11 protein-coding genes are annotated in these 11,980 nt (G+C 41.6%); 3 read left to right on the top strand and 8 right to left on the bottom strand.

Annotation, left to right across the window (positions count from 1 at the left end):
- Positions 1-6: 6 nt before the first annotated feature.
- The 3 genes from purH to secA are packed head-to-tail and all read right to left on the bottom strand — an operon-like array spanning position 7 to position 4,960.
- Positions 7-1,599: a bifunctional phosphoribosylaminoimidazolecarboxamide formyltransferase/IMP cyclohydrolase gene (gene purH, locus E4O07_RS04140; protein ID WP_253687550.1), complete on the bottom strand. Its 1,593-nt coding sequence runs from the start codon at positions 1,597-1,599 to the stop codon at positions 7-9.
- 12 nt (positions 1,600-1,611) lie between these two features.
- Positions 1,612-2,190: a phosphoribosylglycinamide formyltransferase gene (purN, locus tag E4O07_RS04135; protein WP_253687549.1), complete on the bottom strand. Its 579-nt coding sequence runs from the start codon at positions 2,188-2,190 to the stop codon at positions 1,612-1,614.
- Positions 2,191-2,206: 16 nt separating this feature from the next.
- Positions 2,207-4,960, bottom strand: a complete 2,754-nt coding sequence (gene secA, locus E4O07_RS04130) for a preprotein translocase subunit SecA (protein ID WP_253687548.1) — start codon at positions 4,958-4,960, stop codon at positions 2,207-2,209.
- 105 nt (positions 4,961-5,065) lie between these two features.
- Between secA and E4O07_RS04125 the strand changes: the two genes are divergently transcribed.
- Genes E4O07_RS04125 through E4O07_RS04115 form a run of 3 tightly spaced genes read left to right on the top strand, consistent with a single transcriptional unit; the run spans position 5,066 to position 7,058 of the window.
- Positions 5,066-5,509 carry a GntR family transcriptional regulator gene (locus tag E4O07_RS04125; RefSeq protein WP_253687547.1) on the top strand — a complete coding sequence of 148 codons (444 nt, stop codon included), beginning with the start codon at positions 5,066-5,068 and terminating at the stop codon, positions 5,507-5,509.
- A gap of 12 nt (positions 5,510-5,521) precedes the next feature.
- Complete coding sequence (locus E4O07_RS04120; protein WP_253687546.1) at positions 5,522-6,373, top strand: ABC transporter ATP-binding protein; 852 nt, start codon at positions 5,522-5,524, stop codon at positions 6,371-6,373.
- 40 nt (positions 6,374-6,413) lie between these two features.
- A complete protein-coding gene (locus E4O07_RS04115) occupies positions 6,414-7,058 on the top strand; it encodes an ABC-2 transporter permease (protein WP_253687545.1) in 645 nt (214 codons plus the stop codon).
- A gap of 24 nt (positions 7,059-7,082) precedes the next feature.
- Here the strand turns inward: E4O07_RS04115 and E4O07_RS04110 are convergent, their stop codons facing one another.
- From E4O07_RS04110 to E4O07_RS04090, 5 genes are all read right to left on the bottom strand, one after another.
- Entirely contained in the window at positions 7,083-7,454 is a 372-nt protein-coding gene (locus E4O07_RS04110; protein ID WP_253687544.1) for a holo-ACP synthase, read from the bottom strand.
- A 3-nt stretch (positions 7,455-7,457) separates the two neighbouring features.
- A complete protein-coding gene (locus tag E4O07_RS04105; RefSeq protein WP_253687543.1) occupies positions 7,458-8,408 on the bottom strand; it encodes a CdaR family protein in 951 nt (316 codons plus the stop codon).
- The gene (gene cdaA / locus E4O07_RS04100; protein ID WP_253687542.1) at positions 8,398-9,222 is read right to left on the bottom strand and encodes a diadenylate cyclase CdaA; all 825 of its coding nucleotides are present in this window, start codon (positions 9,220-9,222) and stop codon (positions 8,398-8,400) included. The genes E4O07_RS04105 and cdaA overlap by 11 nt, the downstream gene beginning before the upstream one ends.
- A gap of 3 nt (positions 9,223-9,225) precedes the next feature.
- The gene (gene dxs / locus E4O07_RS04095; protein WP_253688117.1) at positions 9,226-11,187 is read right to left on the bottom strand and encodes a 1-deoxy-D-xylulose-5-phosphate synthase; all 1,962 of its coding nucleotides are present in this window, start codon (positions 11,185-11,187) and stop codon (positions 9,226-9,228) included.
- A gap of 333 nt (positions 11,188-11,520) precedes the next feature.
- On the bottom strand, positions 11,521-11,970 hold the full coding sequence (locus E4O07_RS04090) for a hypothetical protein (protein ID WP_253687541.1): 450 nt from the start codon (positions 11,968-11,970) through the stop codon (positions 11,521-11,523).
- Between the last annotated feature and the right edge of the window lie 10 nt (positions 11,971-11,980).

Below are 11,980 nucleotides of genomic sequence, written 5' to 3'. Positions count from 1 at the left end.
AATTTCCTAATGCTTAAAGTGCCTTACTCCCGTTACCAGCATAGCCATTCCGTGTTTGTTACATTCTTCAATGCTTAAATCGTCTCGGATTGAACCGCCGGGCTGGATTACGGCCTTTATGCCTGCCTTGCCGGCTTCTTCGATTGTGTCGGGAAAGGGGAAAAAGGCATCTGAGGCAAGGACAGCATCCTTTACCCGCTCTCCGGCTCTTTCGATGGCTTGGCGGGCGGCATCCACGCGGTTGGGCTGGCCGCAGCCTATGCCGACGGAGCAAAAGCCTTTTTGAGGATTTGAAGCATCTATCGGGGCTGCAAGGAGAATGGCATTGGACTTAACCATGGTGCAGGCCTTCATGGCAAATTGTAAAAGAGACCTTTCAAGGGGTGTTGCCTTCCTTGAAGCTGCGTCCTTATATTCGGTGCTTTCAGGGTCGCCTAAATCTTTTTCCTGCTTTAAAAAGCCTCCCAAGACCGACTTATATTCATAAAGCTCTTTTTCTTGAGGGAAGGGAGCCTCGATGAGGCGTAAGTTTTTTTTGCCAGACAAAAGCTCTTTTGCTTCTTCGGTAAAAAGAGGGGCTATAATACACTCGACAAACAAGGAGCCGAGAGTTTCAAACGAAGCCTTATCGAAGGGGCGGTTTAAGGCGATTATACTTCCAAAGGCTGAAACAGGGTCGCAGTCGATGGCGGCCCTTAGGGCTAAAGAAACTTCCGAATGGGGAGAAGAATATGCGGATTCCTTTGCATCCTCTTTATTTATTTCGGCAAGGCCGCAGGGGGTGAGGTGTTTTACCACAACGGCTGCAGGTTTTGTAAACATAGAAACAGCCCTCCATGCAGCATCGGCATCTAGGATGTTGTTATAGGAAAGCTCCTTTCCCTGTAAGACCCTGCCTCCTAAGGGGCCTGTCTTAGGCTCGTTTGTGTAAAGCCATGCCCTTTGATGGGGATTTTCCCCGTAACGCAAATCCTGCCCGGGATAAGCACATAGGGTGAGGGAGGTCTTTTCTTCCATATCCCGGCTAAGCCCGCTAAGCCAAGAAGTTATCGCCGCATCATATCGGGTACAAAGATCAAAGGCCTTTATTGCCAATCTTTTGCGTAAAGAAAGAGAAATTTCTCCCGTCTTTTCGATTTCGGAGGCTGCGGCCTCATAGTCGGCGGGGTCGCAGACAATTGCAACCCGGGAATAGTTTTTTGCGGCAGCCCTTAAAAGAGCGACTCCTCCTATGTCTATGTTTTCTATACAATCGCTTTCGGTTGAATCCGGGGAGCTTATAGTTTTTTCAAATGGGTATAGGTTGGCTATCACAATGTCGATTTCGCTAAAGCCTAGGGCCTTAAGCTCTGCCCTATCCTCTTCGGTATCGCGGGCTAAAATGCCGCCATGAATCATGGGATGAAGGGTCTTAACCCTTCCGCCTAAAATTTCAGGCGAAGAGGTATATTCGGAAACCTCTTTTACCTTAATGCCTGCCTCTTCCAAGGTCTTTGCAGTTCCTCCTGAGGCAATAAAATCATAACCGGCCGCTTTTAAACAAGCCGCAAAATCCTTTAACCCAGTCTTATCCGAAACCGATGCCAATACCAATCCCATAACTTCTTTCCTTTAATGTAAAGTTTTTAATGTTTTTATTACAAGGGCGTGTTCCGCCTCATGTACTCTTTTTTCAAAATCTTCTAATCCCTCATTTTCAAAAATCGGAACTTCTTCGGCAAAAATTACAGGCCCCGAATCGACTCCCTCATCGGGAACAAAGTGGGTCATAATTCCGCACCGCGAAATTTCCCCCTTCATAAAGGCCTCGTACTGCCGCTCTATAGCTTCCGTTCCCGGAAAGGTCCCGGGCAGGGCCGGATGAAGATTTATAAGCCTATCCTTAAATGAAGCTATAAAGCTATCCGTTAAAATTCTCATCCAGCCCAAAAGCAAAACATAGTCCGGTTTAAATTCCTTAACCTTTTCTGCAAGAAGGGCATCATATTCGTTCCGGGATGATCCTTTTTTAAAGGGAAGATAAAGGGGTTTAATTCCTTCCCTTTCGGCACGGGTCAGAGCAAAGGCATCTTTTTTGTTTGATACAACAGCCTCAATCGTATAATCAATGGTACCCTTTTTTATTCCGTCGATTACGGCTTGAAGATTAGACCCATTCCCCGAAACCAGCACCACAAGTTTTTTCTTCATTCCTAATTCCTAATTATTAATTTGCTCCGCAGCAGTGCTTGTATTTTTTTCCGCTGCCGCAAGGACAGGGATCGTTTCTTCCGACCTTGGGAACGGTACGCACAACTTGAGCATTTTCGGGACGGCTACTTGCAGAAAGGGCTGTCTGCCCTCCGCCAGAAAAACTACCCATCGAGTTGTGTTGAGCATTTCCCTGAATGGAACGCATTTGCCGTGAAGCATGGGCTTCTTCTTCCGTGCTGATTTGAACACGGACAAGACGGGAGGCGATTTCGATTCTTATATCGTCAAGCATGGAATAAAAAATATCGAAGCCTTCAAGCTTGTACTCTGTCAAAGGATTTTTTTGGCCGTAGGAGCGAAGATAAACAGCCTCGCGTAAGGATTCCAAATTTTCAAGATGGTCGAGCCATTTTTTGTCGATAGCCTGCAAGTATTGATAGCGGATAAACATGTTTAAGTTTTCCTTACCGGCAAGAGCTTCTTTTTCTTTTAGTTCCTTTGTAAAATGCTCGACAAATTCGTTTATCTCTTCTTCATGATTCTTTTTATCGATGTTTGCAAAATCTTCTTCGGTCAGGGTATAGGCAAACTTTTCCCTAAAGATGTCCTTTATAAGACGGGCTCTCTCTTCCTTTTCGGTCTTTGAGCTTGAACTATACTCATCGAATTTTTCGCTTATAAATTCTTCTAACGTGGCATAAATACGCTCGATGAGGTTTTCGTCTGCAAGGATTGCATTGCGCTGCTCATAGATAAAGGAGCGCTGTTCGTTTAATACGTCGTCATATTCCAGCAAATGTTTTCGAATATCGAAGTTACGGTTTTCCACCTTTGTCTGAGCCTTTTCGATACTCTTATTTATCCAAGGATGCTCTATTGGGTCTCCGGCCTGCATTCCGACCTTGGACATAACATTCTTTAAATTTTCGCCTCCGAAAAGCCTCATGAGGTCGTCATCGAGAGAAAGGAAGAATTTGGAGCGGCCCGGATCTCCCTGACGGCCTGAACGACCTCGAAGCTGGTTATCGATTCGGCGGCTTTCATGACGCTCAGTACCTATTACATAAAGGCCTCCAAGAGATTTTACCTCGTTATAGTCATCCTGCCATTTTGCATATTCTTCTGCAAGAACTTTTTCGTAGTAATCGGGATTGGGATTTGTTCCCGTACGTTTTTTGGCGCGCATTTCGGGGCTTCCTCCCAGCTTAATGTCGGTACCTCGTCCTGCCATGTTGGTGGCTATGGTAACAGAGCCCTTTGCTCCGGCTTCTGCAATGATGAGGGCTTCCCTCTCGTGATTTTTGGCATTTAAAACCTCGTGCCTTACCCCCCTCTTAGTCAAGAGTTTTGAAATAAGCTCGGATTTTTCGATAGAAACCGTACCTACAAGGACGGGCTGCCCCCTCTTATAGGCCTCGCTTATTTCGGTACAAAGGGCCTCAAATTTGTCGTTCTCGTTTAGATAGATTACATCATGTTCGTCCTTTCGGGCAACGGGAAGGTTGGTCGGAATAACTACAACGTCAAGGTTATAAATCTTTGTAAACTCTACGGCTTCCGTATCGGCCGTACCGGTCATGCCGGAAAGCTTGTCGTACATCCTAAAAAAGTTTTGGAAGGTAATAGTCGCAAGGGTTCTATTCCTTTGAGCGATCTTAATATGCTCCTTAGCTTCGATAGCCTGATGGAGCCCGTCCGAATAACGGCGCCCCTCCAAAACACGGCCCGTAAACTCGTCTACTATCTGTACCTGTCCGCCTTGAACAACGTAGTCTACATCTATATGGAAAAGAATATGGGCGCGCACCGATTGGGTAAAATAGTGAATATATTCAAAGTTTTCTTCATCAAAGAGGTTTCCGCTTTTGATAAGCCCCTGTCTTTGGAGGATGTCCTGAATATGGAGCATACCGGAATCGGTAAAGGAAATGCGCTTACTTTTTTCGTCTACCGTATAATCCCCGATAACTTCTTCGCCTTCAAGCTCATTAGGATATTCTCCCGTTTCGGGATTTTTTTCGACTTCTTTTAATTGACCGATAAGGCGGTCAACCTCAAAAAAGCGCTGAGTGTCGTCTTCGGCAGCTCCCGAAATAATCAAGGGAGTTCTAGCCTCGTCTATCAAGATAGAGTCGATTTCGTCTACGATTGCAAAGGAAAATTCCCTTTGGGTCTTATCCTTCAGCCTCATCTGCATATTGTCGCGGAGGTAGTCAAAACCGAACTCGTTATTTGTACCGTAGGTTATATCGCAGTTATATTCTATACGGCGGGCATCGTTTTCCATATTGGAAAGGATAACGCCGACACTTACTCCGAGGTAAGAATAAACAGGCCTCATCCAGTCGGCATCGCGCTCCGCAAGGTAATCGTTTACCGTTACAATGTGAACGCCCTTTCCGGTCAAGCTGTTTAGATAGGCGGCGGCAACGCTCATAAGGGTTTTACCCTCACCCGTCTTCATTTCAACAATCTTTCCCGAATGGAGAACAAGGGAGCCTAAAATCTGAACATCGTAGGGACGCTCTCCCAAGATACGCCTAGCTGCCTCACGTGCAAGGGCAAAGGCTTCAGGAATAAAGGAATTCAAGGACTCGCCTTTTTGATAGCGTTCCCTAAACTCATTCGTTTTTGCCTTAAACTCCTCCTCGGAGAGGGAAAGAGCCCAAGCCTCTTTTTCGTTTATCTTGTGTAAAATCGGAAGCATGGCCTTAATATCCCGCTCATGCTTCGAACCGAAAAGAATTTTAATTATAGAATCTAACATATTATGTATAATGTATCAAAATTTAAAGAAAAAGAGAAGAGGGAAACGGCTTAACTTCTTTTAGGAATAAGAATTTTTATAAAATTTCTTTTTTAGCCTTGACAAGTGTTTATATACAGTATATACTGTATATACATTAGGCAGCGCTATTTTTTTAAGGAGGTAAAGGAAATTCTAAAAATAATTATATCCAATTCATCCCAAGATCCTATATACGAACAAGTATATTCGGCAATAAAAAAGGCAATCCTAAACGGAGAAATAGAAGAGGGAGCTCCCCTCCCCTCCATAAGGACCTTGGCAAAGGATTTACAAATTTCGGTTATCACAACCAAGAGGGCCTACGATGAATTGGAAAGGGACGGCTTTATAGACTCGGTTCAAGGAAAGGGCTCCTTTGTAGCCTACCAAAATCCTGAAAGGCTTAAAGAAGCCGGAAGGAGCATAGTTGAAGAAAAGATAGCCGAGGCCATCGATGAGGCCAAAAGGCTCAAGATAACGGAAAAAGAATTTTTACAAATTGTAAAACTTCTTTTTGATGAAGATTAAATAGGATTAATTATGATTGATTATATTTTAAACATAAAAAACTTAAACAAGGATTATAAAACTTTTAGTATTAAAAACATAAACTTGCAAATCCCTAAAGGGACGGTGATGGGGTTTATTGGAGCAAACGGAGCCGGAAAAACCACAACGATTAAGCTCATCATGCAGCTAATCAAAAAAGATTCGGGGCAAATAGAAATTTTCGGACAGCCGGCCGAAAAAAACTTTAACGCAATAAAACAAGATATAGGCTTTGTGTATGATGAGCCTTGTTTTTATGAGCAATTAAAGATAAGGGACATGACAAAGATTATCGCTCCATTTTACGGCTCTTGGGATTGGGAGGTTTACAAAAATTATCTTTCTCAATTTAAGCTGGATGAAAATCAAAAAATAATGCAGCTTTCAAAGGGAATGAAAACCAAGTACTCCCTTGCCGTCGCCCTATCCCATCATGCGAGGCTTATAATTATGGACGAGCCTTCAAGCGGATTAGATCCGATTATAAGGCGGGAGCTTTTGGATATTTTTTATGACGTAATAAGCGACGGAAAATCGAGCATCTTTTTTTCTACACATATTACAAGCGATTTGGAGCGCATTGCAGACTACATCACCTTTATCAAAAACGGAGAAATAGTTTTTTCAAAGAGAAAGGACGATGTTTTTTCGGAATACTCGTTAGTAAAGGGAGGTCTTGATGAGCTAAAAGACGGAATAGAAAATAAGCTTATCGGAATACGCAAAACCGGAGTAGGCTTTGAAGCCCTCACAAAAGAAAAACAAGGTCTTCCTTCAAGCCTAATAATGGAAAAGCCTTCTTTAGAAGACATCATGTTTTTTTATGAAAAGGCTTCAAATTAAGTTTTTATAGGAGATTCGATAAACAGTTAGGAGAAATTTTATGAGACAATTGATTTTAACACATATAAGAAAAACAAGAGAAAATAAGTTTTTTATGGTGATACTTATCACAATAATAATACTAACTCCCATTATGGTTATGGGAAATAGTAAATACGGTATTTTGGGATTCTTTTTTCCGTTTGTGGTATCTATGCATATTTTTTCTGCTGCTACAAAAATTGAAAGAATAGAAGGCTTTAGAATCGGTGAAGATATCTTATTAAATTCCTTGCCTGTAAGCCGGAAAGAAATAGTTCTCAGCCGATACCTTATTATCTTTTTATTCGGTATGTCGGCAATGCTTCTTTCAGTTTTATCGCAAATAACGGTTTCTGCCGCATTTAAAAGACCTATAGCTATACCTAAAGAAGTTTTTATCATTTTTATAGTTTGCCAATTTATATATAATGTTTTATTTATTCCCTTGGAATACTTTGACAACAAAAAAGCAAATACTATAAAGGGCATTTTATATGGTCTAACTATTTATTTTGTCAGTAAAAAAAATTTAAGTGTACCTTTCGATTACATAATAAATCTTAAGGGGATTGCACCGGCCGTAGTCTTTGCAGGAATAATTATTTTATCTATTTATTATTCGATTTTTTTGAGCATTAAAATATATGAGAAAAAGGAATTTTGATCAAAGTTCCATAAAGAGCAAAGTTTAACCTTCTATTATGACAACGGCGGCGGCGGTAGTTTTTTCGTGGCTTAATGAAAGATGACAAGATTCCCCGCCTTTTTTGTTTAAAGCGTCAAGGGCGGTGCCGGAAAGTTTTAAAAAAGGTCTTCCGGCCTTATCGTTTGCAACGGCTATATCTTTTAGCTCTATCCCGGCCAAGCCTGTTCCAAGAGCTTTTCCTAAGGCTTCTTTTGCAGCAAAGCGGACAGCCAGGGAACGGGCTGCTCCATTTTCCTTCGAAAGCACATATTCAATTTCTTCTTTGCAAAAAAACCTTTCAAGGAGCTTTTTATTGCTCAGCCATTTTTCGAGGCGGGAAACTTCAACTATGTCTATACCGAGACCGAGTATCATAGTTTATTCGGAAGACTTTGTCCTGACTTCAAACTGAATGTTTTTAGGGTTTGCATCTATAAGAGAAAGCTTTCCGGGAATAACGGCTTGAACAGGTAAGCTGTATACACCGGGTTTCGTTATATTGCTGCAGTTTACCCTCAAAACATTTTCAGGCGGAACCCATGAAGCAATAACAGTCTTAGTACCTCTTACAGTAATACTTCCCAAAACGGAATCCGAAACAACTTCAAATTTCTCGTTTAGATTATCAAAATAAAGAGCTATTTCCTCATAAGTTTGTAAACTTACTATTTCGCGTATCTTAATCGAATAGGCAATTCTGGAAGTCCCTATTACGGAAACAAGGGGATTAGAGGCAAACACATCTACATAGCCCGAAAAGCCTGTTTTGCGGTTATCTATTTGTACGCTGTTTGTCAGCATTTCTTCAATTTGCGAAACGGCAGAGTGAGGCCCCTTTATTTCTACTGTAGCAGGATCCACGTCTCTTTCATAAACCTCATAATTTTCTGCCGGAACGCCGCCTAGATTTAAGCGGACATTAACCCTCTTAGATAAACTTTCCTCAAGCGTCAACTTTATATCGGAAGGTTCAACTTCAACTTCAAAATCACTGATACTTGAAGCCAAGCCCTTTAGTTTAGCCTGTATGGGAATGCGGTACTCTCCTGGACTGCTGATTGCAGACAAATCCATATAAGCCATTATATGTTCTTCCCGAATAGGGGCTATAACGGTAGAATCTCCCCAGACCGAAATTTTTACCAGCCTCGGAATATTTACAGCCGGAACCAACTCTCCCGAATTTTCTATAACGAGGGGAGCATAAAAGTATTTTTTTTCTAAAAGGCTGCCCTTATATAACTGCACCAAAACTATGGCAAGGGCAAAACTTATAACCTTTGCAAGCCAGTTTTCCGCTAAGCGGTCAATTATTTTTTTAATTTTCATCTTGTAAGGCCTCCGCTAAATCCAAAGATTCTTCTTGAGCAAAATATTTTTTTATTTCCAAAAGCTGCTCAAGCTGGGCTACAACTTCATCAGCACTTAAATCGTAATAAAGGTGGGAATCATAGGCAAGGCTCAAGGCCCCCGTTTCTTCGGATACGACAAGAACTACTGCATCAGTTTCTTCGGAAACACCTATTGCCGCCCTGTGACGGGTTCCAAAGCTCTTTCTTATATCCTGCTGTTCCGAAAGGGGGAGGAAGCAGCCGGCTGAAACTACCATTCCGTTTTGCACAATTGCAGCTCCGTCATGAAGAGGAGTATCATGCCCGAAAATCGTAACCAGAAGACTTGATGAGAGCCCCGCATTAAGTTTTGTTCCCGTATCGATAATATCCTTTAAATTATTCCGGCGCATAAAAACTACCAACATTCCCCGCCTTTTGTCGGATAAGATTTCGGCAGCAGTAACAACGGAATCTATATGACTGTGGTTTGAGTGCTTTCCGGTTCTGAGCCAGTTGCTCTGCCCTATCTTTAAAAATATTTTACGAAGTTCCGGCTGGAATACGATGGCGACACCTATAACAAGGCCGGGACCTAGGGTATTTAAAATCCATAAAAGGGTTTCAAGCTTAAAAATCATGGCAACGGCATAAATGACCAAAATCGACATTGCACCCTTTATAAGCTGAATTGCCTGAGTTTTTAATAAAATTTGGTAGGCCTTGTACATCAAAAAAGCAAGTAAAAGCACATCAAAAACAGGCCTTAGATATGAAGAATAAAAAGCCGTAATGTTTCTAATAAATTCCATATCCTAATTCTCCTTTACCGGAACAGAGGTCAAAGCCGAAGCGGTATGAGTTTCGGCAAGAAGCAGCTCTGCTGCCTGCACAATGTGTTCTGCCGATACACCTGCTCCTTTAAAAATTTCGGAGCGGGTTCCATGGGGGAAGAACATATCTTCAAAGGCAAGCACCTCGGTTCTTTTATTTTGATATCCGGTTTTACTGCTTTGGTGCCCGGCTTTGTTAATTTGGGACCTTAAAATAAGGGATTCCAAGTGCGAGCTTAAGCTGCCTATCTTCATGCCGTCTTCTACAAAAAGAATGTGTGAATAATCTTTTGTAATATTTAAAAAATATTTTTCGTCTATGGGCTTTGCAAATCTCACATTATATATATCCGTAAACAAGCCCTTATGCGCAAGAATTGCAGAAGCCTCTTTAACTTCATTGTACATCCCTCCGGTACAAGCTATTAAAATGCGGCTCTTATCGGAATTCTTTATCAGTACACCCCGCCCTTTTTCTATGCTTTGAGAAAATTCGGGTATTTCTTTAGGACAATCGGCCTTAGGATATCTTATTGCTATCGGGTTATCCTGAATAAGGGACCAAGAAAGCATTAGATCCAGCTCTTTTTCGGATGCAGGGCAAAGGATTGTCATATTGGGAATGGGGCGAAGCAAGGCTATGTCAAAAAGCCCCTGATGGGTTTCTCCGTCAGCAGGAACGGGGCCCGCTCGGTCTATAGCAAAGACTACAGGCAAGTTTTGTATTGAAGTATCATGTATAACCTGATCTATTGCACGCTGTAAAAAGGTACTGTAAATTGCCGTAACAGGTTTCATCCCGGCAGAGGCCAGGCCTGCTGCAAAGGTAACGGCATGGCCCTCGGCAATACCTACATCAAAAAATCTTTCAGGAAATTTATTATGAAATAGAGAAAGACCGGTTCCCGATTCCATGGCTGCCGTTATGGCAGCTATCTTAGGGTTCTTTTCGGCAGCTTTTACCAAGGACTTTCCAAAGGCTTGAGTAAAGGTAATCGCATCGTTTTTTTCTACCTTTCCGTCGGCAATGTTAAAGGGGCCAATTCCGTGGAAGGCCGAAGGATTTATTTCGGCCAAGGGATAGCCCTTGCCCTTTATAGTTTCAACAAGCATAACAACGGGACTGTTTAATTTTTTTACGTTTTTTAAAACCTTTTCAAGTTCCCTTATGTTATGGCCGTTTATGGGACCTACATATTCAAAACCGAAATCCACAAAGATGTTGTTCTTGTAGAATATCCCCTTCATTCCCCGCTTTAAACGCCAAATTATAGAATTAAGTTTGTTTCCTACAAGGGGAATTGAACCCACAGCCTTGTCAAAAAGGTACTTAAAGCGCTGGTAACCCTCATGAACGGTAAGGCGGCTCAAGTACTCGGAGAAAGCTCCGGTATTTTTGCTTATGGACATTTTATTATCGTTGATTATAACGATTAAATCTTTTTTTAGTTCTCCGGCATTGGAAAGAGCTTCAAAGGCCATCCCGCCGGTCATAGCGCCGTCACCTATAACGGCTATAACCTTACCGCTGTCCTTGTTCAGCCTTTTTCCTTCAAGAATGCCTAGGGCTGCAGAAATCGAAGTTGAGGCATGGCCGGTATTAAAGGCATCATGGATGCTTTCCTCTCTCTTGGGAAAACCTGAAAGACCCTCCCAAAGGCGCAAGGTAGAAAAGCGGGCTTGTCTGCCTGTTATCATCTTATGAGTATAGGCCTGATGACCGACATCCCAGACAATTGCATCATGGGGACTTGAAAAAACCCTGTGGATCGCAAGAGTAAGCTCAATTACCCCCAAATTGCTTGCAAGATGACCGCCGTTGTGTCCTACTACAGTGAGAATTTCTTTTCTTATTTCTACAGCGAGGTCTTTAAGTTCATCATAGGAAAGGAGCTTTATATCCTCGGGGCCTTTTATTTTACTTAATAAGGTTTTCTTTGTCATTCTGTTCCGCTGAAATCTAAAAAAAAGGGGCTTCAAAACTGAGCCCCCCTTCCGTTTAACCGAAAGCTATAGATATTTGAACAATTAGGGGTAGACACTCCTAATTTATTTCTTGTTCTTATGTCGATTCTTTCTAAGCTTCTTCTTTCGTTTATGCGTCGACATCTTCTTTCGTTTTCGTTTTTTTCCGCAAGGCATTCCGGCTCTCCTTAAATAAATAGTATAGGGTCAATAATATTACAAAATGGATAGCTTGTCAATACTAAAGCCCCATTTTTTTAAGGATAATTTAAAATCATCCTATCTTTGATTATTTAACTAATTTGCGCTTATTTAGCTGATAACTTCAAATTTATAACTTTCTTCTTCCTTGTCAAATGTATAATTATAGGTTCTAAGAGCTTCAGCTTCAACTTCCAGTTTAACCGGCCCATAGGTTGTGCTTACGTTCTTATGAAGAACACCCGGCCTTGAAAAAGTAAAGGTAGATTCAATCACATGGGTTCCGGGATTTACATAAAAGCCGCTTTTTAGCTTTTCAGTAAAAAACACAGGCTTTTCTCCGTCAACCGAAAGAATTCTTATAGTGTCGGTGGACATTTTAACCATATTTGCATTATAGTTTATATAAATTTTAACCGCATTCGGGTTTTCCTTGAGCCATTTACCCGTATTTTGCTTTTTTAAATTCATATAAATGATTACGCCTATTATATACACAGCGAAAAAGCCGGCTATGATTATCACATAATTGGAATTTAAATTATTAAAAAAATCAGACATAATAGCCCCC

Source organism: Treponema sp. OMZ 798 (assembly GCF_024181385.1).
Classification (GTDB): Bacteria; Spirochaetota; Spirochaetia; order Treponematales; family Treponemataceae; genus Treponema_B.
Note: the sequence above shows the minus strand (reverse complement) of the source record. Positions and strands in the feature narration are given on the sequence as shown.

What these genes read in the sequence shown, in the direction of transcription:
- E4O07_RS04110 (WP_253687544.1), bottom strand. Translation starts at nt 7,454, where the DNA reads ATGATACTCGGTCTCGGTATAGACATAGTTGAAGTTTCCCGCCTCGAA.
- E4O07_RS04090 (WP_253687541.1), bottom strand. Translation starts at nt 11,970, where the DNA reads ATGTCTGATTTTTTTAATAATTTAAATTCCAATTATGTGATAATCATA.
- E4O07_RS04120 (WP_253687546.1), top strand. Translation starts at nt 5,522, where the DNA reads ATGATTGATTATATTTTAAACATAAAAAACTTAAACAAGGATTATAAA.
- dxs (WP_253688117.1), bottom strand. Translation starts at nt 11,187, where the DNA reads ATGACAAAGAAAACCTTATTAAGTAAAATAAAAGGCCCCGAGGATATA.
- cdaA (WP_253687542.1), bottom strand. Translation starts at nt 9,222, where the DNA reads ATGGAATTTATTAGAAACATTACGGCTTTTTATTCTTCATATCTAAGG.
- E4O07_RS04105 (WP_253687543.1), bottom strand. Translation starts at nt 8,408, where the DNA reads ATGAAAATTAAAAAAATAATTGACCGCTTAGCGGAAAACTGGCTTGCA.
- secA (WP_253687548.1), bottom strand. Translation starts at nt 4,960, where the DNA reads ATGTTAGATTCTATAATTAAAATTCTTTTCGGTTCGAAGCATGAGCGG.
- E4O07_RS04115 (WP_253687545.1), top strand. Translation starts at nt 6,414, where the DNA reads ATGAGACAATTGATTTTAACACATATAAGAAAAACAAGAGAAAATAAG.
- purN (WP_253687549.1), bottom strand. Translation starts at nt 2,190, where the DNA reads ATGAAGAAAAAACTTGTGGTGCTGGTTTCGGGGAATGGGTCTAATCTT.
- purH (WP_253687550.1), bottom strand. Translation starts at nt 1,599, where the DNA reads ATGGGATTGGTATTGGCATCGGTTTCGGATAAGACTGGGTTAAAGGAT.